This is a genomic window from Heyndrickxia shackletonii (assembly GCF_001420715.1).
Classification (GTDB): domain Bacteria; phylum Bacillota; class Bacilli; order Bacillales; family Bacillaceae_C; genus Margalitia; species Margalitia shackletonii.
This window is the reverse complement of sequence record NZ_LJJC01000006.1, coordinates 207756-231624: the sequence shown is the minus strand read 5'-3', so window position 1 is coordinate 231624 and position 23869 is coordinate 207756. Positions and strand designations below refer to the sequence as shown.

At 37.0% G+C, this 23869-nt stretch carries 20 protein-coding genes; 15 read left to right on the top strand and 5 right to left on the bottom strand.

Going from position 1 to position 23869, the window contains the following annotated elements; translation table 11 throughout:
- Positions 1-217: 217 nt before the first annotated feature.
- From AN964_RS19500 to AN964_RS19485, 4 genes are all read left to right on the top strand, one after another.
- Positions 218-1792, top strand: coding sequence for a bifunctional metallophosphatase/5'-nucleotidase (locus AN964_RS19500; RefSeq protein ID WP_083489477.1), 1575 nt, complete (start codon positions 218-220; stop codon positions 1790-1792).
- A gap of 164 nt (positions 1793-1956) precedes the next feature.
- Complete coding sequence (locus tag AN964_RS19495) at positions 1957-3345, top strand: L-cystine transporter (protein WP_055741489.1); 1389 nt, start codon at positions 1957-1959, stop codon at positions 3343-3345.
- Between the two features lie 144 nt (positions 3346-3489).
- Positions 3490-4002 carry a GNAT family N-acetyltransferase gene (locus tag AN964_RS19490; protein ID WP_055741488.1) on the top strand — a complete coding sequence of 171 codons (513 nt, stop codon included), beginning with the start codon at positions 3490-3492 and terminating at the stop codon, positions 4000-4002.
- An 11-nt stretch (positions 4003-4013) separates the two neighbouring features.
- Positions 4014-4196: an SE1832 family protein gene (locus AN964_RS19485; protein WP_055741487.1), complete on the top strand. Its 183-nt coding sequence runs from the start codon at positions 4014-4016 to the stop codon at positions 4194-4196.
- Between the two features lie 141 nt (positions 4197-4337).
- Here AN964_RS19485 and AN964_RS19480 read toward each other — a convergent pair whose 3' ends face one another.
- On the bottom strand, positions 4338-5177 hold the full coding sequence (locus AN964_RS19480) for an alpha/beta fold hydrolase (RefSeq protein ID WP_161809296.1): 840 nt from the start codon (positions 5175-5177) through the stop codon (positions 4338-4340).
- 170 nt (positions 5178-5347) lie between these two features.
- On the opposite strand from AN964_RS19480, the gene AN964_RS19475 reads away from it, so the two are divergent.
- The 10 genes from AN964_RS19475 (at position 5348) to recQ (ending at position 19013) form a co-directional block, all read left to right on the top strand.
- Positions 5348-6436 carry a PRK06851 family protein gene (locus AN964_RS19475; RefSeq protein ID WP_055741486.1) on the top strand — a complete coding sequence of 363 codons (1089 nt, stop codon included), beginning with the start codon at positions 5348-5350 and terminating at the stop codon, positions 6434-6436.
- Between the two features lie 564 nt (positions 6437-7000).
- Entirely contained in the window at positions 7001-8179 is a 1179-nt protein-coding gene (locus AN964_RS19465; protein ID WP_083489475.1) for a MalY/PatB family protein, read from the top strand.
- A gap of 323 nt (positions 8180-8502) precedes the next feature.
- Positions 8503-9351, top strand: coding sequence for a MurR/RpiR family transcriptional regulator (locus tag AN964_RS19460; protein ID WP_055741484.1), 849 nt, complete (start codon positions 8503-8505; stop codon positions 9349-9351).
- Positions 9352-9484: 133 nt separating this feature from the next.
- Positions 9485-10369, top strand: a complete 885-nt coding sequence (murQ, locus tag AN964_RS19455; RefSeq protein WP_055741483.1) for an N-acetylmuramic acid 6-phosphate etherase — start codon at positions 9485-9487, stop codon at positions 10367-10369.
- 16 nt (positions 10370-10385) lie between these two features.
- Positions 10386-11759 carry a PTS transporter subunit EIIC gene (locus tag AN964_RS19450; protein ID WP_055741482.1) on the top strand — a complete coding sequence of 458 codons (1374 nt, stop codon included), beginning with the start codon at positions 10386-10388 and terminating at the stop codon, positions 11757-11759.
- Between the two features lie 57 nt (positions 11760-11816).
- Entirely contained in the window at positions 11817-12884 is a 1068-nt protein-coding gene (locus AN964_RS19445) for a DUF871 domain-containing protein (RefSeq protein ID WP_055741481.1), read from the top strand.
- A 234-nt stretch (positions 12885-13118) separates the two neighbouring features.
- Positions 13119-14309, top strand: a complete 1191-nt coding sequence (locus AN964_RS19440) for a glycine C-acetyltransferase (protein WP_055741480.1) — start codon at positions 13119-13121, stop codon at positions 14307-14309.
- 60 nt (positions 14310-14369) lie between these two features.
- Entirely contained in the window at positions 14370-15317 is a 948-nt protein-coding gene (locus AN964_RS19435) for an L-threonine 3-dehydrogenase (RefSeq protein ID WP_055741479.1), read from the top strand.
- Positions 15318-15615: 298 nt separating this feature from the next.
- Entirely contained in the window at positions 15616-16713 is a 1098-nt protein-coding gene (locus AN964_RS19430) for an ATP-binding protein (protein ID WP_235950718.1), read from the top strand.
- A gap of 161 nt (positions 16714-16874) precedes the next feature.
- Positions 16875-19013 (top strand): DNA helicase RecQ, encoded by a 2139-nt coding sequence (gene recQ / locus AN964_RS19425; protein WP_152982434.1) that lies wholly within the window; start codon positions 16875-16877, stop codon positions 19011-19013.
- A 52-nt stretch (positions 19014-19065) separates the two neighbouring features.
- Here recQ and AN964_RS19420 read toward each other — a convergent pair whose 3' ends face one another.
- Positions 19066-19941: a polysaccharide deacetylase family protein gene (locus AN964_RS19420; protein WP_083489474.1), complete on the bottom strand. Its 876-nt coding sequence runs from the start codon at positions 19939-19941 to the stop codon at positions 19066-19068.
- A 278-nt stretch (positions 19942-20219) separates the two neighbouring features.
- Here AN964_RS19420 and AN964_RS19415 point away from each other — a divergent pair, with 278 nt between their 5' ends.
- A complete protein-coding gene (locus AN964_RS19415) occupies positions 20220-21086 on the top strand; it encodes a Cof-type HAD-IIB family hydrolase (protein ID WP_055741476.1) in 867 nt (288 codons plus the stop codon).
- Between the two features lie 174 nt (positions 21087-21260).
- On the opposite strand, the gene AN964_RS19410 is transcribed toward AN964_RS19415, so the two are convergent.
- The 3 genes from AN964_RS19410 to AN964_RS19400 all read right to left on the bottom strand — a co-directional run bounded on the left by AN964_RS19410 (position 21261) and on the right by AN964_RS19400 (position 23830).
- A complete protein-coding gene (locus AN964_RS19410) occupies positions 21261-21914 on the bottom strand; it encodes a TetR/AcrR family transcriptional regulator (protein ID WP_055741475.1) in 654 nt (217 codons plus the stop codon).
- A gap of 187 nt (positions 21915-22101) precedes the next feature.
- Positions 22102-23109 carry an ABC transporter permease gene (locus tag AN964_RS19405; RefSeq protein WP_055741474.1) on the bottom strand — a complete coding sequence of 336 codons (1008 nt, stop codon included), beginning with the start codon at positions 23107-23109 and terminating at the stop codon, positions 22102-22104.
- Positions 23099-23830 (bottom strand): ABC transporter ATP-binding protein, encoded by a 732-nt coding sequence (locus AN964_RS19400; RefSeq protein WP_055741473.1) that lies wholly within the window; start codon positions 23828-23830, stop codon positions 23099-23101. Before AN964_RS19400 ends, AN964_RS19405 begins: the two co-directional genes overlap by 11 nt.
- Positions 23831-23869 lie beyond the last annotated feature (39 nt).

Sequence of the window (23869 nt, the reverse complement as noted above, 5' to 3'; positions counted from 1 at the left end):
AATTTGCATTCTGGTAAAATATTTTGAAGGTATTTGACAATTATTAAGAGGGTATTAATAAAGGTTTAAAAGCTTGTTAAAACCGTGTAAATATTCTTTATACTGAAATAGGTTTTTCAGTATCTATCTTCAATTTTGATGGTAGTTTGAAAGTGGTTTGTGTAAAATATAGGTTAGAATAGTTTATAGAATAGTTCGTCTAGAAAGGAATTTTATAATGGATAAAATGGAACTGGTCATCCTTGAAACGAGTGATGTTCATGGAAATATATTTCCTATCAATTACGGAAATAATAAACCCTTTGATGTTGGACTTGGAAAGGTAGCAACTTTAATAAAAAAGGAAAAGGCAAAGCATGCACATGTATTATTAGTAGAAAATGGCGACCTCATTCAGGGAACACCTCTGACGTACCACTATGCACGGATCCAATCTGAACGCCCAAATCCGATGATTATTTTAGCCAATGAACTGAACTATGATGCTGCGGTTTTCGGAAATCATGAGTTTAATTACGGAAAAGAGCTGTTAGCATCGGCAGTGAATGAATCTAGTTTTCCATGGCTTTCAGCGAATATTATAAGTAAGGAGACCGGAGAACCATACTTTGGAAAGCCTTATATCATTAAAGAATTAGATTCAAACTTGCGAGTTGGTATTTTGGGCCTCACGACTCCTTATATCCCAAATTGGGAGCAGCCGCAGCATATTGAAGGAATGGAGTTCGAGGATGCTGTTGTGACAGCAAAGAAATGGGTTAGCCTATTAAAAACGGAAGAAAAGGTAGATATTGTTGTGGTTGCTTATCATGGCGGCTTTGAATGTGATTTAGAGACCGGAGAACCGACTGAAACATTGACTGGAGAAAATCAAGGGTACCAGCTTTGTATGGAGGTAGAAGGAATCGATGTTCTTTTAACCGGGCATCAACACCGTCAGATTGCCGGGAATATGATTAACGGTGTTATCGTTGTTCAGCCAGGCAACAATGGAATTGCTCTAGGAAAGGTAACATTAAAGTTAGAAAAAGATGAAAACGGATGGAATTGTGTTGGGAAGTCTTCCGAATTACTATCCGTAGCAGATGTAGAAGCTGATAAGGCTCTACTAGAAAAGGTAATGGAATATGAAAACGATACACAGGAATGGTTGGATCAGCCAATTGGAAAAATTGAAGGGGATATGCTCGTACGGAACCCGATGGAAATTAGAACAAAGGATAATGCATTGATCGAGTTTATTAATCGTGTTCAGATGGAAGTAGCTGGAGTAGATATTTCTAATACTGCTTTATTTGATAATATATCACCAGGATTTCCAGAAAATGTGACGATGAGAGATGTTGTATCCAATTATATTTATCCGAATACCTTAAAGGTTATCCGAATAACTGGACAAGATATGAAAGATGCATTAGAAAGGTCCGCTTCCTATTTTAAACAATATGAAGGTGGGGAAATAGAAGTGAATCCTGCCTTTTCAACACCAAAACCGCAGCACTATAATTATGATATGTGGGAAGGTATTGACTATTTGATTGATATTTCAAAGCCAATTGGCGAAAGGATTGTCAAATTGGAATATAAGGGACAGCCAGTTCGTTTCGAGCAGGAATATGACGTGGTGATGAATAATTATCGCGCTGGTGGCGGCGGAGATTACTTCATGTATAAAAACAAGCCGGTGATAAAAGATATTCCGACGGATGTATCGGAATTTATTGCAAACTATATTTTAGAGAAAAAGAGAGTCAAAGCAACGGTTAATCATAATTGGAAGGTTATTTATTAAGGATGGGATAAATCAGTCTTGAGGGCTGATTTTTTTCTTTTTATATTTAATCATTATCTGAAATCCGCATTCATATAATAAAGTGTTAATCCGACTTGACTGATTGGATTAATTATATTATAGTATGAACTTGTATTTCTTATTAATTTTTAGGGGGAAAAACAGTGAACTCGTTACTTATTATTATTAATATAGTTGTTTTGCTTTTACTCATTGTCGGTTTGGCTGTGATGCAGAAAAAGCATGTTTCTTTTTCAAAGCGTGTCTTTACTGGTCTTGGGTTAGGTATCGTATTTGGCTTGTTAATACATATCATCTACGGTACTGCCTCATCCATTACTACACATACTATTGATTGGTTTAGTATTGTTGGTAGTGGATATGTGAAATTATTGCAAATGATTGTTATGCCTTTAGTGTTTATTTCTATTGTAGGGGCATTTACTAAGCTAAATCTGACTAAAAATATCGGGAAAATTAGCTTCTTAGTTATTGGTATTTTACTAGGAACTACAGCAATTGCTGCGGCTATTGGGATTGGATCTGCTTTAAGCTTCCATCTTGACGGTGTGCATTTAGTTCAAGGGGATATGGAAAAAGCCCGAAACGCAGAATTAGCACAAACAGTTGGTACGGTAAAAGATGCTACGATACCACAGCAAATACTTCAGTTATTCCCAAGCAATCCATTCCAAGATTTAACAGGATCTCGCCCAACTTCTACGATTGCTGTTGTTATTTTCTCAGCTATTGTAGGGATTGCTTATCTTGGGGTTAAACGAAAAAATCCTGAGCAAGGTGAATTTTTTGCAAAGATTATAGATACGTTATACGCCATTGTTATGAGGGTGGTTTCTCTTGTTCTCCGCCTTACACCGTATGGAATTTTAGCTCTAATTACAAAAGTAGCTGCAACAAGTGATTATGGTGCTATTGTAAAACTTGGAAAGTTTGTTATTGCTTCTTATGTGGCATTAATTATTATGTTTATTATTCATTTAATTCTAATATCACTTGCAAAACTGAGCCCTGTTCAATATGTACGCAAGGCATTGCCAACTTTATCCTTTGCCTTTACATCCAGAACAAGCGCAGGGACATTGCCATTAAATATCAAAACACAAACAGAGGATTTTGGAGTTTCAGAAGGCATTGCCAACTTTGCTGCTTCTTTTGGATTATCCATCGGTCAAAATGGCTGTGCGGGAATTTACCCAGCGATGTTAGCCGTTATGGTAGCACCGGCTGCAGGAATTGATCCAACATCTCCAACCTTTATTATTACACTGATATTAACAGTGGCTATTAGCTCGTTTGGTGTTGCAGGTGTTGGCGGTGGTGCAACATTTGCTGCCTTAATTGTATTGTCAACTTTAAATCTGCCAATCGCGATTGTCGGTTTACTTATTTCTGTTGAACCATTAATTGATATGGGCCGTACTGCATTGAATGTAAGCGGCAGTATGACAGCAGGAGTTTTAACTGGTAAGATAACGAAAGAAATTGATACGAATGTATTTCATGAACCAAAACAACAGGCGGTAGAAGCTTAATTATAAAACCCATCAGCAGGGAAATAGGCAATAAAGTTAGTGGAAACAGCTTATCTTATTTAGATAGGCTGTTTTTTGATTTTAGCATCAATTTTCTAATGCTATAATTCTGGTAATTAATCATTTGGAAATGGGGTTTGGGGGATGAAAATTAGGATTGGAACAATAGAAGATATAAAGGGGTTGGCAAGGGTTCATTATGAAAGCTGGAAGACAACCTATTCCGGTATATTTTCAGAAGAAACTCTAACAAATCGAACATATGAAAAAGTGTTAAGCAACTGGAGACCGCGTCTTGAGAATAGGAATGAAAAATACCAATGCTATTTAGCGGAAACGGAGGAAGGGGAAATCGTTGCATTTGCTGAATGCGGTGTCGAACGAACAAACAATTTCCAAATCGAGGGGGAATTATACACTCTTTATATTTTGGAATCGTTTCAGAGAAAAGGAATCGGTACGTTGCTTTTTAAAAAAGTAATAGAGCATCTATCAAACCATAATATCCACTCTGTAATGGCATGGGTTATTAAAGACAATGAATCTAGAAAATTTTATGAGCGTCATGGCGGCGAGGTTATTGGAGAGCAATTGATAGGAGATACTGGTATACTAGAAGTGGCATATGCGTGGAAAAATTTAAATGATTTTATTTGAGGTGTAAAAAAGTGAATCGAAAAGAACTTGAATATAAGATAGAAGATCTAAAGGCAGACTATGTAAGGCTGCAACATGATTTAGAAAAGCTGGAGTTTGTGAAAGGAAATCTATCTCCATTAGAAAAGCAACTGGAAGATATTGAAAAGGAATTAAGCAAGCTTAATAAACAATTGGACGAACTAGAAAAGTAACAATAAGCGGGGAATTGTCTCCGCTTATTTTTTTGGAAGATAAGTGTATAAAAGTGGGGCACTACCTCACTGTGTTTCCTTTATCTCGAGGTGAGCGACTACGAAATCCGTGCGCCGATGGGCAAGGCGCTTCCGTATTTCTTAATATCCCCACAAAAACTCCCCAATATATTGATCCACTATCGGGTGTTCATGTAAGCCGCTATGCGTTGCATGAGGATCGTAGATGATTTTTTTGTGAAAATTGCTATTTGGAACTATATCTTGAAGTCCTAGTGCACTATTTAAAGAAACAACACCATCCCCATCTTCAGGATCTTTTGCTACCCCTGCAATGGATAGAACCTGAATATGTCGGTTAAAAGTATTCCTATTGGAAACAAGAGATTGGAGAAATGGTGAATGGGACTTCAAATCGAAAATAGCAGGACCTGTATTATGGACATTTTGATAGTAAGTTTCTTTTTGAATCCCCTTAAAAGGGCTGCCTATGGTAATAAGCTTTTGCACTTCCGGATATTGCCCATTAGACTGCTCAATGAAATTAGTTAAAACAAGTCCACCCATGGAATGCCCAACCACATAGATTTCCTTTACATTATACCTTTGATTCAAGACGGTCATAATTTCCTTTAACCAATTGGTCGTATCCTGAATGCTGGCACGATTATTTTTAAACACAACTTGGATAAAAGGGTTTTTGGAATAGGTAGGTATTCCACCGTAAATATGGAGATGACCATTTTTATCCACCTCACAAACCATCGTCTTCTTGCCCCAATGGTACTGATTCTGAAATCGCTCAAGCATGAAATTAAAGGATCTTGGGCCACCCTTAAAACCATGCACAAACAGGGTTGGTGTCGATTGAGTATTATGCTGAGATTTCGTTGTATCCGGTTTGATAAATAAAAATATGAATAGCGCAAAGGCGACTATAACAATCGAAAAATAGAGCATCTTTTTCTTTTTTGTGTTCACTTTCTTTTTCCCCCTATAAATCTTCCACCTATAGTATAGGCCAATAAACATTGTACTATCAATGAATCTAATACAGTATTGGGCTAAGTAACCAATTTTTCAAAGTTGCATAGGCTAATGTGTAGTTATTTCTGATTTTAATCCGATTACTGTAAGAGGAGTGTAAAGGTATGACAGGAAAGGTTCTAAATTATTATGCAGGCGGAAATACCGGCAGAGGATTTTATAATTTATTCGATTCGAATTTAAAAGGCCTTGATCGTCTCTATATTCTTAAAGGCGGACCCGGAACAGGAAAATCCAGCTTAATGAAAAGACTTGCAGCAGAGTGGGGAGAAAAGGGGTATTCCATAGAGTTAATTCATTGTTCATCCGATAATAATTCGATTGATGGTGTCATTATTCCATCGTTGAAAGTGGGAGTTGTCGATGGAACAGCACCCCATGTCATTGAACCATTAGCTCCAGGAGCGATAGAGGAATACATTAATTTAGGTCGTGCGTGGAATAGCGCTTATCTTATGCAACACAAAGAGGAAATTGTAGACATTCAAAAGGAAATTAGCGGTAAATTCCAATCCGCTTATGATTCATTTTCACAAGGATTGCGGGAACACGATGATTTAGAGGAAATTTATATTAAAGAAATGAATTTTGAAAAAGCAAATCAGTTAACTATGGAACTAGTCGATAAAATTTTTTCAGACCATATAGGAGATAAAGAAGCCATTGTTCGCGATCGCTTCCTAGGAGCAGCGACACCAAAAGGGGCTGTAGATTTTATTGCAAATTTAACGGAAGGTTTAACGAAGAGATATTTTATTAAAGGTCGTGCTGGAACAGGAAAATCAACTCTATTGAAAAAAATCGCTGCGGTTTCGGAAGAAAGAGGGTTCGATACGGAAATCTACCACTGTGGATTTGATCCTCACAGTTTAGACATGGTGATTATAAGAGAATTAGGAGTTGCTATCTTTGACAGTACAGACCCTCATGAGTATTTCCCAGATCGCGAAGGGGATGAAATTGTTGATTTATATTTAGCAGCAGTAACCCCGGGAACGGACGAAAAATACGCGATAGAAATAAAAGATGTGCATAAACGATATAAAGATAAAATGAAAGAAGGTACTGCTTATTTAGCACAAGCAAAGGCCCTCCACGATGAACTGGAAAAATATTATATCGAGGCTATGGATTATTCTATAGTTGAAGAGATTTATGAAGAAATAAATGCTGGAATTCAAATGCTTGAATAATAATTGAGACAAGAGTGACTCTAGTTCGAGTCACTCTTGTTTTTGCCTTATGTGTACACAAAATAAACGGTAAGAGAGCCAACAATTAAAGTGGGTTTTTACTAGTGACTGAATTAATTCTCGAACTGCCTGAATTATTTATTTTGGAAGCAAACGGGTGTCCACTGTCCACAATGTTTTCATTTACCGATGGAGAAAACAAGAAGGAAATGGAATTGTCCGCAATGTGGCCACTTTTCCAAAATTGCGCTTACAGAAACATTAAAAGACTTTTATCTATTATTCCAACCGAACATTACCAATAAAGAGGCGAGGGAATTCTTACAGATTTCTTCAGAATCAACCATTCGTCGATTATTGCTAGACTTAGGGATTCCGAATTCCGGCACAACAAAAGGAAGTATATATGTGCTTCCGTTTGATGATTGTGACTAAAAAAAAGAAAAAAAACTCATCGGCATTCAAGTAATTAAATATTTTTAAATAAGTTCATCGAGAGGTTTCAAAATTCACACAACTATATTAAAGTAGAGGTAATGAAGACAAAGTATAGGAGGAACAAGAGTGAATTGGAATGATTGCATCGAGAGAACGAACACCCATTCAGTAAAATGGTCAATGGCAGATGATGAAGTAATTCCAATGTGTATTGCAGATATGGATTTTCAAGTGGCCCCGGAAATTATTGAAGCCATGGAAAAGAAGGCAAAACACGGAATTTACGGATATACAACTTTTTGTGAAAATTATTATACATCTATCATAAAGTGGTGGAAAAAGCGATTTCAATTGCAAATTGAAAGGGACTGGATTTGTTTCAGCCCGGGAATTATACCCGGAATGAATCTGCTTCTTCAAGTATTAACGAAGCCTGGAGATAAAGTAATCGTCCAGGAGCCGGTATACTATCCTTTTTATAGCAGTATTGAAAACCATCAATGTGAAATCGTTACAAATTCACTTCTGTTTGTAGATGGGCACTATGAAATTGATTTTGCTGATCTCGAAGAAAAAGCTAGTGATCCATTGGCAAAGGCAATGATTTTATGCAGTCCGCATAATCCGGTAGGACGAGTATGGACCGAAGAAGAATTAAAAAAGATAGCAGAAATCTGTTTAAAACATGATGTCTGGATTATCTCGGATGAAATGCACGGAGATCTTGTCTATAAAGGAAACCGCCATTTGCCCTTATTTAGCGTGAATCCTGATATTCAAAACCGGAGCATTCTATGTGCAGCTCCTAGTAAAACCTTTAATATCGCTGGATTACAAACATCTATCATCATGATCCCTAACGACAAATTAAGGGAACAATATCAAAAGAAACTTTTTCAATTTGGAATGATGAGGCCGAATGTGTTTGGAGTAGAAGCAACTGTCGCAGCATACACATCCTGTGAATATTGGCTGGAAGACCTATTAAGATATTTAGAAGGGAATTTAACGTTTGTCGAAGAGTATTTCAAGACCAATATCCCGGAAATATCGCTTATTCATCCAGAAGCTACCCATCTCATATGGATGGACTGCTCGAAATTAGGACTTAAAGGTGAACAATTATTCCAATACTTTTTAAAAGAAGCTAAAGTTAAATTTGATGAGGGCTACAAATTCGGAAAAAGCGGAGAATCCTTTCTCCGCATGAACATTGCCTGTCCGAGGGACCGTCTGAAGCTTGCGGTCGAGAGGATTCGAGAAGCGGTTCGGGAGATGCAGATAAAAGAACAAAGTTATCGATAATAACGTAGAGTAAATGATATAATCCCACTAGAGTAATCAAATCGGAAGAACCATTTGATCTACTTTAGTGGGTATTTTTTAAGGATAAGAAAGTATAAAATTTTTCAACATCTAAATAATTTAAGAAGTTTAATCTTGTCTAGCTCCAGCGCCTATCGGCTAGCGGATTTCTCCGTCTCCTCCCTACGATAAGTCAACATCAGTTCGTGAACTACCTCACTGTGTTTCCTTTATCTCAGTCGAAGACTACGAAATCCGTACGCCGATGAGCAAGGCGCTTGCGCTTTTCTTATGAAAAATGTTTTATTACGGGGGTTGCACCAATGAATTCATTGCTAACGAAAATAGAGAATCAATTAAATCAACTTACGGAAGCAGAGAGACAAATAGGTAAATTTATTATAGAAAATGCAAAATTAGTTCCTAATATGACAACAAAGGATCTATCTGAAAAAACGGGAGTAAGTGAGGCAAGTGTAGTACGATTTTGTAAATCAATTGGAATGAAAAGCTTTAAATCTTTTAAGCTAGAACTAGTGAAAGATTTAACTTTGTCCGAAACAGACATTACAGACTTCTCCATTTTACAAAAAAAAGACTCTCCATATGATTTGTTTCATAAAGTAACCTATGTAAATAAACATGCTATTGAGTCCACATTAGCATCCTTAGATAAAAATGAATTAAACAAAGCAGTAGAATCCATCAAAGGTGCAAATAAAATTATCTTTTTTGGTGTAGGAGGTTCCGCTACAGCTGCATTCGATGGCCATTATAAATTCACAAGACTTGGTTTCCATTCGATTATGACTCATGATTTTCATTATCTAATTACGTTGATTCCTTACTTATCAAAGGGAGATATTTTTGTAGCAATTAGTATGTCTGGAAAAACGAAAGACGTAATAGAGCTTGCGCAATTTGCAAAGAAAAATGGTGCAACGTTAATTGCCATTACAAACATTGATAAGTCACCGCTTTATAAAGAAGCTGATATTCGCTTATGTACTCCAAATGTTGAACAGGATTTTCGAATAGGAACGATCGCCTCCCGGATGACGCAATTAAACATCATTGATACATTATATTTGAGTGTATTTAATAGTATTGGGGAGAAGTTAGTGAATCGTTATCATATGGCGAGGGAAGAAGCTGTTCGTCTCAGAAGGTAGCCCTTCATACAAAGGAGTTACATTTATTTTCCGATAAATGAAATTTTGATTCACGATAAATGAAAATTTCGTTGACATTTTATTTCGGTGCTATAAAATAAAAGTGTGAAATAAAATTTTAAAGGATGGTTTTATGCTTGAAAAACTGACAACAGAAAAGCGTAACAGTAGCACCATGGATCTTGATGTCATGTCGATTCATGAAATTTTGGAAGCGATGAATCGGGAAGACGTAACAGTACCTCAAGCAGTTGCTATGGAACTTCATAGTATTGAAGAAGCCGTTCAAAATGTAATCCAGTCTTTTCAAGAAGGAGGTCGATTAATTTATATTGGTGCTGGTACAAGTGGCAGACTAGGGATTTTAGATGCGGTTGAATGTAAACCTACATTCGGTTCACCATCTGAAATGGTTCAAGGTTTTATTGCCGGCGGCATGAAAGCGTTTACAGAAGCGGTTGAAGGTGCGGAGGATAATGAAGATTTAGGAGAAAGCGATTTAAAGAGTATTCATGTTTCAGAGAAAGATACTGTAATTGGAATTGCTGCGAGCGGACGTACTCCATATGTTATTGGAGCTCTTAAATACGCTGGTCATGTGGGGGCAAATACAGTAAGTATAAGCTGTAATAAGAACTCCGAAATTAGTAAATTTGCAAATGTAAAAATTGAAGTGGAAACAGGTCCGGAGGTTTTAACCGGGTCTACTAGATTAAAAGCAGGAACAGCGCAAAAGCTGATTTTAAACATGATTTCCACTGCGTCAATGATAGGGATTGGGAAAGTGTATAAGAATTTAATGGTGGATGTCCAATCTACCAATTACAAGCTAGTGGAGCGATCTAAGCGGATTATTATGCAGGCTGCGGATGTTGATTATGATACAGCTGAAAAGTATTTTGAAGATGCACAACATAATGTAAAAGCGGCGATTATCATGATTTTACTTCAATGTTCTTATAAGGAAGCATTAGAGAAATTAAAACTCTCAAATGGATTTATAAGAAAAGCTTTATAAGCAAGGGGGAGAGAGTATGAAGAAAGAACAACAAATTGCTGAAGGAATTTTAGAGCATGTAGGAGGAAAGGAAAACATAAGAAAGATCGCCTACTGCATGACACGTGTTCGTTTGGATCTTAAAAATGAGGGTAAAGCCGATATTCAGGGTCTGAAAAAGATAGACGGGGTTATGGGAGTAATAGAAGACGAGACTTTACAAATAGTTGTCGGACCCGGAACGGTAAATAAAGTATCGGATGTTTTAAGTAATATGACAGGATTAGCAATTGGCGAAGTAGCAGCTGCCAGTGACATGACGCTTGAAGAAAGAGCGCAAATAAATAAGGCTAGCATTAAGAAAAAAAATAATACTCCAGTTAAAAATTTATTGCGTAAAATAGGAAACATCTTTATCCCACTAATTCCAGGACTAGTAGCATCAGGTATTGTAAATGGTATTGCTAACTTTGCTAAAAATGCAGGGGTAGATCCGACTGCTACTTGGATGCAAATTCTCTTACTTCTCGGTAGCTGTATTTTTACTTATTTAGCAGTTCTAGTAGGATGGAATACAGCCAAAGAATTCGGCGGTACACCGGTTCTTGGTGCTATTGCAGGTATGTTGCTATTCAATCCGGGATTAGTAGATATTCATATTTTTGGTCATGCCTTAATAGTTGGCCGTGGAGGATTAATCGGAGTTATTTTTGCAGCATGGCTTATGACATTTGTGGAAAAACAAGTAAGAAAGATTATGCCTAATTCAATCGATATTATTTTCACACCGCTTATTACTATTCTGGTTGTAGCAATTTTATCATTATTTGTCGTAATGCCTATAGCGGGTGTAATATCAGACGGAATTACTAGTGCAATTAATGCTATCTTAGATTTTGGCGGAGTTGTAGCGGGAGCCATACTATCTGGTTTCTTCCTGCCGCTTGTTATGGTTGGTTTACATCAGGGATTAACGCCAATTCATATGGAATTAATTCAAAAGACAGGAAGTACAGCACTTTTACCGGTATTAGCAATGGCTGGTGCAGGTCAAGTAGGTGCAGCGCTTGCTATCTTTGTTAAAACAAAGAATCGTAAATTGAAAAACATCATTAAAGGTGGTCTTCCAGCAGGAATACTTGGTATCGGTGAACCGTTGTTATATGGTGTCACTTTACCGCTTGGTCGACCTTTCATTACCGCTTGTCTTGGTGCCGCAGTCGGTGGTGCATTCCAAGCAGTGGTGAAAACAGCTGCTGGTGGTATTGGGGTATCGGGTATTTCCCTCACGATGCTAATTGTCGATAATAAATACTTGTTGTATATAATAGGATTATTGATTGCATATGCATTTGGTTTCTTATTTACTTACCTATTTGGATTCAAAGAAGAAATGGCAGATGAGATTTAAAAACAATGAAAGGGGGGAGTAATCCTCCCTTTTTGTCTATGAAAGGAATGGTATAAAATGTTGGGGCTTTCCGTTTATCTCTCCGAACCTATTGAAAATCAAAGAGAGTATATTCTTCAACTATATGAAAGAGGATTTCAGTCTATTTTTACTTCCTTACATATCCCGGAAGATAACCCTTCTGTTTATAAAGAGAGATTATTAGAACTGGGGAGTATTGCGAAAAGTAAGGGTATGGAACTTATTGCAGATATTTCTCCTAAATCTATGGATTATTTAGGATACACTTGGGATTCCGCCCATGAGCTTCTTAATTGGGGATTAACGGGTTTACGAGTTGATTATGGTATTAGCGAAAAGGATATTGTTGATTTATCTAAAAAAATGAAGGTAGCTTTAAATGCAAGCACCTTAACAAAGGAATCTTTAGCACGATTAAAATCATTGGATTTAAATATTGATTCTGTTGAAGCGTGGCATAATTATTACCCTCGCCCCGAAACCGGACTCGATCGTTTAGAATTTAGAGAAAAAAACCAATGGCTGAAATTGGAAGGGATAAAAACAATGGCATTTATACCTGGAGATGGAAAGCTTAGAGGACCGCTTTATAAGGGGCTTCCTACTTTAGAGGAACATAGATATCAAACTCCATTTTCAGCCTTTTTGGATTTAAAAGAAAATGAAAATATGGATAAAATATTAGTAGGTGATTTTGAATTAAGTGAAAAATCACTAGAACAGTTTCAGTCATACTGCAACGATGGATATTTGTTGTTACGCGCTAATGCTAATACATCAGATGAAAAAATTCTACATTCCTTAGAATCAGTGCACACAAATCGCTGGGATTCAGCAAGAGATTGTATAAGGTCAATGGAATCCCGTGAATATGGTTTAATTGGCACGGAATCGCTTGAGCCATTCAATACGATTAAACGTGAATTAGGGTCTATAACAATAGATAACGTAAACTACGGGCGTTATAAAGGGGAAATTCAAATAACAAAACGTAGTTTACATGCTGACGAGAAAGTAAATGTTATCGGGAAAATCATATCGGAGGACTTAGTTTTATTGCCTTTTATGAAAGGTGGTACGAAATTTAAGATTCTATGGCAATAATGTATTAGAAATTATTCTTTCATTTTAATGAGAGGATAATTTTTTTTGTTTTTTAATACAACAAAGGAAATAATAAAAATAAACAATGGAAGAAAAATATTGTCCTCCACATATAAACAAAAATAAACTTTTGTGATAAAGTATATATACAAAGCATTATAAGATAAGTAAATGTCCACCTGAAATGGACAGTTGTGTATAAAACGCTTACATTTTCCAATGGAGGGATAACGAATGTCCAGCAATACATTAGATCATTTTTTAACAGAAAATCTTGAGGATTTAAGGGGCAAGGGTCTTTATAATGAAATCGATGTAGTGGAAAGTGCAAATGGTCCGGTTATAAAAATAAAAGGGAAAGAACTGATTAATCTTTCTTCTAATAACTATCTAGGCTTAGCAACGGACGAACGGTTAAAAGAGGTTGCAATCAACGCCATTAAAGAATATGGGGTTGGCGCGGGAGCTGTACGTACGATCAATGGTACATTGGATCTTCATATTAAGTTAGAAGAAACTTTAGCGAAGTTTAAAGGTACCGAGGCTGCGATTGCGTATCAATCAGGGTTTAATTGTAATATGGCAGCTATTTCTGCTGTAATGGATAAAAATGATGCGATTCTTTCTGACGAATTGAATCATGCATCTATTATTGACGGATGCCGTCTTTCCAAAGCTAAAATCATTCGCTTCAACCACTCTGACATGGAGGATTTACGCAAAAAGGCAAAAGAAGCAAAGGAATCCGGCCAATACAATAAAATCATGGTGATTACAGATGGTGTATTTTCTATGGATGGGGATATTGCGAACCTGCCGGGAATCATAGAAATTGCAGAAGAATTTGATTTAATTACGTATGTGGATGACGCTCATGGTTCTGGTGTAACCGGTAAAGGAGCAGGGACTGTTAAGCAATTCGGACTTGCAGACAAGGTTGATTTCCAAATTGGAACGCTATCAAAAGCCATTGGTGTTGTTGGTGGTTATGTAGCAGGGAAGAAAAACTTAATTGATTGGTTAAAGGTTCGTTCACGTCCATTTTTATTTTCAACTGCTTTAACTCCAGCAGATGTTGTGGCTGCAACAAAGGCGGTTGAGCTATTAATGAGCAGCACAGAGCTTAATGACCGTCTATGGGAAAACGGAAACTATTTGAAAAAAGGCTTGAAAGATCTTGGCTTTAATATCGGTGATAGTGAAACTCCAATCACTCCTTGCATTATCGGGGAGGAAAAAGCAACTCAAGAGTTTAGTAAACGACTTTACGAAGAAGGCGTTTATGCGAAATCCATCGTCTTCCCTACCGTTCCACAAGGCACCGGCCGTGTAAGAAACATGCCAACAGCCGCACATACAAAGGAAATGCTGGATAAAGCAATTTCGATATATGAAAAAGTAGGCAAAGAAATGGGCTTGATTTAAAAAATAATCGTACATTTGATCATACAACTAGATGAGCTATAGGTACAGGGGGATTCCATCGTGAAAAAAATACTTGTGACCGGATCATTAGGTCAAATTGGAACTGAATTAGTAACGAAAATGCGCGGTATTTACGGTGCGGATAATGTTATTGCAACAGATATCCGCGATAACGGCAGCGATGTTGTAAAAGCAGGACCGTTCGAAATTCTAGATGTAACAGATGCAGGTAAAATGCATGAGCTGGCAAGTAAATATAAGGTGGACACCATTGTCCATCTGGCTGCCTTATTATCAGCGACAGCCGAGAAAAATCCGTTATTAGCTTGGAATTTGAATATGGGTGGACTAGTTAATGCTTTAGAAACGGCAAGAGAATTAAAATGTCAATTTTTCACTCCAAGTTCCATCGGTGCTTTCGGTCCAACGACTCCAAAAGATCAAACACCTCAAGATACGATTCAACGTCCTACAACTATGTATGGGGTGAACAAGGTATCCGGTGAGTTATTATGTGATTACTATTTTTATAAATTTGGTGTAGACACAAGAGGAGTACGCTTTCCAGGATTGATTTCCTATGTGGCAGAACCAGGCGGCGGAACTACTGACTATGCGGTAGAAATCTACTATGAAGCAATTAGAAATGGACGATATACATCATACATCGGAGAAGGAACAAAAATGGATATGATGTATATGCCGGATGCATTAAATGCTATTATTAACTTAATGGAAGCAGATTCTGCAAAGCTAAAACATCGTAATGCATTTAATATTACAGCAATGAGCTTTGCTCCAGAGGAAATCGCTGCAGAAATTAAAAAGCATATTCCTCATTTTGAAATGAGCTATGATGTCGATCCAGCAAGACAAACCATTGCAGATAGCTGGCCAAATTCCATCGATCCGACTGCCGCAATGGAAGAATGGGGCTTCAAAGCGGAATATGATTTAGAAAAAATGACAGTAGATATGCTGGATAAACTAAAAACGAAATTAAAATAATGATAAAAATGACGTTCAGACGATAGCGAACGTCATTTTTTTTCGAAATAGAAAACTTATTTTCTACTTATATCTTTATGGTAGAATGAAATTCATAGGGTATATAAAAAAGGGACAGGAACTTTTTATGGGGAATCATAGAATAATTAACTTTAACACTTTTTGGGGAATATATCTGTTTATTTTATTTATTGATTTAGGTTGTCAAATAATCTTTTCTATTTTTTACCGAAATACTAATTGGTTTATAGAAGTTACGATATTTTTATTATGTCTTTTGCTAGGAATGGTATTGTTTTTGATATATCGGTACCTTTTTCTTTATAAAAAATATTGCAATCTTGAAGAGGAAGAAGAAAAGTGGTCTATCTTGATGCAGGCTACTCCTGATTTTATTTGTTTTAAAGATGGGGAGTCCAGATGGAGAAAAGTAAACGAGTTTGGTAGGAAGCTATATCATTTAGAGAATATCGATTATTATGGAAAATCAGATTTGGAGCTGGCAGAATTAGTACCTTTTTTCAAGGAAGGCTTTAAAACCTGCTACCTATCGGATGAAGAAGTATGGAATGCTGGAAAATTAACAAGATTAGAAGAATCCTTTGTTGTGCCTTCCGGAGAGCTTAAAAGCTTTGATGTTATCAAAATTCCGCTTTATTATGAAAATGGATCAAGAAAAGGACTATTAACGATCGGCAGAGATATTACTCAGCAAAAAGTAACCGAATCAATATTAATTAAGAGGGAAAAACTCTCAGTAGTCGGGGAGCTTGCCGCAGGGATTGCCCATGAGATTCGCAATCCGTTAACGAGTATAAAGGGACTTACCCAATTAATGCATGAATCTGGAAATGTAACACAAGAATATGCCAAAGTTATGGTATCTGAAATAGACCGAATTAATCAAATTGCTGGTGGACTGCTAGCACTGTCCAAACCGCAAAGCAGGGAAATGTCCACCATTATTTTAAACGAGATCCTGCAGTATGCTATTAATATTATGCGTTCGGAAGCTTTATTAAAGGATGTTCAAATTGTCATGGCAGCAAATGACCAATACAAAATTGAAGGAGATCGTAATAGCCTTATTCAAGTATTTATTAATCTCTTAAAAAATGCAATGGATGCAATGCCAAGTGGTGGGTTAATTAATATATCATGTCAAAAGGTAATGGACAAAATTCAGGTGATTGTCTCTGATCAAGGAATGGGAATTCCCCCTGAAAGATTGAAGAAAATCGGTGAGCCATTTTTTACCTTAAAAGAGAAAGGTATGGGGCTCGGCCTTACGATTAGCTGTAAAATTATACAGGACCATAAAGGTTCTTTCGAGTTTCGCAGCCAAGAGGGACTAGGAACAGATGTTGTCATTAAACTTCCTTGTGGAATTCTCTAAAATATAAGGGTGACCATTTCATCACTCTTATATTTTTTTGTAAAGTGAAAAAATCGTTTATTTTTTCTAGCAATTTATAAAACCATTTAATATAATCTAATTAACTTCCTTATCTTCATCGTCCCACCTTATCCTTCTAAAAAAAATCCTCGAAAGGAGCCATCATATTGTTATCAAAAGCAAAAGACATTCTTCAATCCTACTATGGTTATACTGAATTTAGGAAAGGCCAAGAGACTATTATTGATCAAGTTCTGCACGGAAAGGATACCGTCGCCATTATGCCAACAGGCGGTGGAAAATCCATTTGCTATCAAATTCCCGCGTTAATATTTCCAGGTGTATCAATTGTTATTTCTCCTCTCATTTCCTTGATGAAGGATCAAGTCGACGCCCTAACAAATGCAGGTATTCCCGCCACGTTTATCAACAGCTCTATAACCGGAAGTGAAATGGATGAACGTTTACAAGGGATGGAAGCAGGGAAATATAAACTAGTCTATATTGCTCCGGAAAGATTAGAAGCACCGGCATTTATTGAACTTCTCAATAGAGTAAATGTGTCTTTGCTGGCTATCGATGAGGCCCACTGTATATCGCAATGGGGACATGATTTCCGCCCAAGCTATTTACTTATTAAAAAACTAATCCAGCAAATCTATCCGAAACCAATTATTTTAGCTCTAACTGCTACGGCTACACCGAACGTGAAGGAGGATATTTGTGATTTATTAAATATTCCTTTATCTAACGTTATTTTAACGGGATTCGGAAGAGAGAATTTAGCATTTCAAGTGATTAAAGGGCAGGATCGGGATCTGTTTTTAAAAGAGTATATTCAAAAAAATGAGGACCAGGCAGGTATTGTGTATGCTGCAACACGAAAAGAAGTGGAGCGGTTATACCATCAATTAAATAATCTTGGCATTCGGGTTGGGAAATATCATGCAGGCATGTCAGAGACAGAGCGAAACCGAAATCAAGAGGAATTTATATATGATGATATTACCGTTATGGTTGCAACAAGTGCATTTGGCATGGGGATCAATAAATCGAATGTTAGATACGTGATCCATTATCATATTCCAAAGAATATGGAATCGTATTATCAGGAGGCTGGCCGTGCAGGTCGAGATGGTTCGGAGAGCGAGTGCATTCTTTTATTTGCTCCTCAGGATGTTCATATTCAAAAGTTTTTTATTGACCAATCTGATATGAATATAGAGAGGAAGGAATATGAATATTCCAAGCTGCGCAAGATGATTTCCTATTGTCATACGGAGACCTGCTTCCAGCAATATATTTTGCAATATTTCGGAGAAGTAAACGCTTGTAATTGCGGGAAATGCGGAAATTGCACAGATGATCGTAAGCAAGTAGATGTGACAGAAGATGCGCAAATGGTTCTATCCTGTATAAAGCGAATGAATGAGCGATTTGGAAAAACCTTTATTACAAAGGTTTTAACAGGCTCCAATGATAAGAAAATTAATAGCTTCGGTTTCCATCAGCTTTCCACATACGGCATCATGAGGGAAAAAACGCAAAAAGATGTTAATGAGTTTATTGATTATTTAACAGCGGAAGGATATTTACGGCCAACAGATGGTGCTTATCCGGTTTTAATGATCACAAATAAAGGGATTAATGTTTTAATCGGCGGGGAGAAGGTGTTTAAGAAGGAAAAGATTCAAGTGAAACGGCTGGCTCAAGATAATCCATTGTTTGAGGATTTAAGGCAGTTAAGAAGAGAGATTGCTTCAATTGAAAAAATTCCTCCGTACATTATCTTCTCTGACCAAACCTTGCAGGAGATGAGTATAAGAATGCCTACTACCGACAATGAATTACTGCAAATAAAAGGGGTAGGGGAAAGAAAGCTTGAGCAATATGGCAGTGCCTTTTTAACGGTTATTTTAGCTTATCGCGAACAAAATGGGATTAAGGATAGTTTTAAATTTAATGCGGAAAGTTCAAGGCCAAGTTCTGTTTCTGAGGAAGGAAAGCAAAAGGAGAAAAGTCACCACGCAACATACGCCCTTTTACAGGAAGGGTTAAATATTGAGGAGATCGCGGAAAGACGTGGGATGTCGACGAGGACGATTGAAAGTCATCTTGTTAAATGTTCTGACGAAGGGTTTGCTATTGATTGGGACCAATTTATCCCATCCGAATTTGTATCTATTATTGCGGAAGCCGTTGCAAAGGCCGATACTGATAGACTTACACCAATCAAAGAGCTTCTGCCTGATGAAGTGAGCTTTTTTATGATACGGGCTTTTTTACAGAAAAACCAGTAGATTGTGGGGAAATGAGACAAAGTGTTACGGCTTGTCCATTTCCTCCTTTTGTTTATTGTGGCGTTGCAAGTATTCTTGCGAAGCCCTCCAATGACATTCCTGGGAATATCCGTATTCGGTGAAGAGAATACATTCCTTGGTCACGGAAAGCATCTCCAGGCTCAGTTGTCACAGCCATTTTATACCCTGCTGATTGGGCAAGTTTTAATGTTTCCTCATTATAGACTCCAGCAGGATAACAAAGAAAGATCGTATTTTGATGGAGCATCTTATCCAATAGTTCCTTGGAGCGTTTCATTTCGCTAGTTTGTTGGTCAGCAGATAATTGATTAAGGTTGAGATGATGAATGGTATGGCTTTCAACGGAAAATCCATTTCTTGAAAGCTCCAGCATTTGTTTAGCAGTTAAGTGATTCTTTTTATTGATGGACCTTCCAATCATAAATATGGTAGCCTTCATACCGAATTGTTTAAGAATAGGATATGCTTTGGTATAGTTATCTTCGTAACCATCATCGAAAGTGATTAAGACACAATTTTCGCGAGGTTTTATATCTTTTGTTAAGACCAAATAAGCCTCCTCTGGGGAAAGGGTATAATATCCATTCTCCTTTAACCATTTCATTTGGGAAAAAAATTCATTTTCCGGAACGCACAAGCCATTACCTATGGATATACTATGATACATAAGAATGGGAATATGAACGGTTCCTTTAACAGGAATCCATTTCGAGGTATTTATACTTGCGTTTGTAGGCTTAATATTAAAATGATTAGTCCTTTCAAAATTTGATGGTTTCATTTTGGGACTTTGAGTATTTATTTTCATTGGTTCTTTATTTTTTTCAGCTTGATCGGAAGTATTGTTTCGGCACCCCGCAAATGCAACTGAAAGTAGAAGAATTAGTATAACTACCTTTTTACCCATTATGCTCCATCCTACTTTCTACTAATCTTTTAATCTATATATCCGAAGTTATTTATTTGAAGCAGAATATTCTTCAAAAGAATACCGGTATGAGCTATATAAGATTAGTTTGAATCGAATAAAAGTTTTTATTCGCTAGTAAATATTTACCAATATTTGTTGTTACGGGATATGTACTGTAAGAAGTTTGTTTTTGTATATAGTTTGTATCCCTATGTTGACAAATGGTACAATATTGAAGTTGATGAGGTTCGTGCAACTAGAAAGGATGGTGCTTAATGATTCGATGTATTGCATCAGATATGGACGGCACTTTGCTGAATTCGCTGCAAGAAATTAGTGAATTAAACCGGAAGGCGCTTCTTTATGCAAAAGAGCAGGGAATCGAGGTTGTGATTGCAACGGGGCGTTCTTATGATGAAGCACATACTCTTCTGAAAGATGCGGGAATTAAATGCCCACTAATAGCGGTAAATGGTGCGGAAATCCGAAATGAATCTGGTGAAATTGTTGGCTCAACCGGTTTAAATGGGGAGCAAGCTGCCGCCATAGCCAAGATTTTAAATGAGATTGGGGTTTATTTTGAAATCTACACGAATAAAGGCAAGTTTACCGAGGATTATGATAAAAGCATAAGTGTCATTGTCGATATATACAAAACTGCCAATCCAGAACGCCCAACTGAAGAAATTCGCAAAATGGTAGAGGATCGTTTTACTAAGGGATTCATTCAAACAATTAATGACTATGAAGTCCTTTTTAATAATCCCGGGTACATTTTTTATAAGTTCATCGTTTTTTCAAGTGACGAGGAACTATTGAAAAAGGCAAGTATAGCGTTGCATGAAGTAGAAGGGCTGAAAGTTACATCCTCTGGTCACAATAATTTGGAAGTAAACCATATTAATGCCCAAAAGGGAATTGCCTTAGAAGCATTTGTAAAAGAAAGAGGCATCGATTTAAAGGACACCATGGCAATTGGAGATAACTTAAATGATCTTTCTATGTTAAAAAGAGTCGGATACTCTTTTGCAATGGGGAACGCAGAAGAAGAGGTTAAACAACTTTGCAAATATCAGGCCGATTTAAACATTAATGATGGTGTAGGTAAGGCGGTTGCGCAATTGTTGAATGTAACATTATAAGATTTTGGACGATGTGGGAAAGGTGTTTTCGCATCGTTTTTTTATGTCTTTGTAAGTCTAAAGTCATGATTTACGCTGTTTGATTGCATTTTCGCGCCGTTGAATGGAAAATCGCACTGTTTATAGTTGAAGAAAATAAAAAAGAGCTATCCAAAAAGATAACTCGTAAAAAGATCACTTTGGATCCGGACTCAATCCCTTTACAACGAATCGAATCGTTCGTTCCATTTCTTGTTCATCATCCCATTCAGATTCGGGAACTAATAAGGTTCTAGCTAAAATAAAGCCAATGATGGCGGAAGCAGATAGCCGCATGACCGATGTTGGCGGAATATCAATAATTTGCCCCTTTTTTTGATAGCTTTCCACGATGTATTTAAAGCGACCAATTAGTTTATTAAAAACATGCTCGATAAATTGATTTTTTAATTCGGGATGAAATGGAATTTCTTGCAGACAAATTTTAAGTATTGGCATATGTTTCTTGGCGAATTCCATTCTATTAATAATGACAGCTCTTAAAAAGTCCTCAAAATCACCATAATCATTTAACAACACTTTATTGAAGTCCCGAATAAAAAATGGTGCTAATAGTTTTGCCATTGTTGGTGCTACAATGGAAAGCAGCAAATCTTTTTTTGTTTTATAGTGACGGAAGATGGTTCCTTCTGCAACACCAGCCTTCTTAGCAATTTCGCTTGTGGAAGTTGCGGCATACCCTTTTTCAGAAAAGGTTTCCACCGCTGCTTCAAGTATTTTCTTTTGCTTTTCTGTCATATTCTCATGATTTTCCAAAAGAATATCCAGAAAATCGCTTTGTTCAGACATTGTATTCTCTCCAGTCTACTTCATTCCATTTAGAGTTCTTTTTAAAAGAAAGATAAGTTTAATTACAGTCTAGCTTCAACGCCTATCGGCTAGCGGATTTCTCCGTCTTCTGTAGGCAAGGGCAATCGTCCCTCGCCCGTGAAGATTACGAAATCCATACGCCAGTGCTGCAGCGTCTATGCTTTTCTTATATTTTACGATATTTTTTCAATGCCGCAATGTTTACGATAATAAAGAACGCCGAAAAGACGAGTAACATTAAGATATCGAATAGTGTATCTTGAAAATGTGCTCCACGAATCATAATGTCTCTTAACGCATCCGCCGCGTAATATAATGGTGTAATAGGACCAATCCAGCTTAACCAATCTGGAATGGTATCCAGATTGAATAAACCTGAAAAAAAGATTTGTGGGACAACTACAATGGGAATAAATTGCATCATTTGTAGCTCTGTTCTTGCAAAGGCGGAAAGCAGCATACCTAGTGTAAGTGCGGTAAAAGACAAAAGCAAGATTACCAACAAACTAGTTAAAAAGGATCCGACCATCATTAATTTTAGAATATAAACAGCATAAGAGGTTATTAATGCGGATTGAATAATCGTAAATATTCCAAATCCTATGACATAGCCAAATACCATATGGGAAACTTTGATTGGACTCGCCATTAATCTTTCTAACGTTCCGGATGTACGTTCCCGCAAAAAGGAAACCCCGCTAATAAGAAAAACAAAGAAAAAGACAAAAAAACCGAGTAATACAGGTCCAAAATAGTCAAAGGATTTCATATCCTTATTGCCATGTAAATATTCTATTTCTATAGGAGATTGTTTGCTTTGGAAAAGGGACTGTACTTTCTGAATAACGGCTTTATTTACATTAGGATCGCTTCCTTCCAACACGAGAGAAGGAGATGGAGCAATAGTAAGGTAGCCGTCAATTTTACTTTCCTTTAAGGCCTTTCTTGCTGACGATTCATTTTTATAATGATGAAAAGAGCTTCCTAATTTAATCGGAGCCGTTTGTTGTGCTGTTGGTTCAACATACCCAATCTTCGGCTTATAATCTTTCCCGTTAAAAACAGCCCATAGCATGGTTAGCACTAAAATAGGGGCAAGAATCATCAGTGCAAGTGTTCTTTTATCCCGCATGAACTGACGAAGGATACGGATAATAAACGCTTTAATGGTCATGTGCCGCACCCCCTACCGCCAAAAAGATTTCCTCTAATGTATTTACTCTATACATTTCCTTCATTTTCTCCGGAGTATCATTCACAATCAGTTTCCCGCTTTGGATAAGGCCCAATCTGTCGCATTTTTCGGCTTCATCCATTACATGGGTTGTAAGGAAGATGGTCGTTCCTTGTTTAGTAAGTGTTTGAAATTGACCCCAGATGGATTTTCTTAATACAGGGTCAATGCCCACTGTAGGTTCATCTAAGATTAATAGTTTTGGTTCATGTAAAAGCGAGATGGCAAGCGATAATCTTCGCTTCATGCCTCCAGAATATTGGTGGAGTGTCTTATGCAAGTGGTTTTGTAAATCAACCATTTCCATTACTAATTGAATGCGCTCTTTTAGCTTTTTTCCCTTTAATCCGTATAGGGAACCAAAGAATTCGAGATTTTCCTTTGCTGTTAAATCTAGATATAGTGCATCGGATTGCGCCATATATCCAATTATTTTTTTTGCTTCGAATGAGGGTATCTCCAATCCCGCAATACTTATGTTTCCAGAATTAATGGACTCAATACCCATCATCATTTTTACCAGTGTTGTTTTACCGGAGCCAGATGGACCTAATAAGCCAAAAATTTCACCAGTACCAACTGTTAGAGAAACATCCTCTAAAATTTGTTGGTTACCGAAGCTTTTACTCACATTAGTAATGGATACAATAGCACTGTTCATATTTCCCCCTCCTTGAAATGGAAGTGAGTAATCACTCAT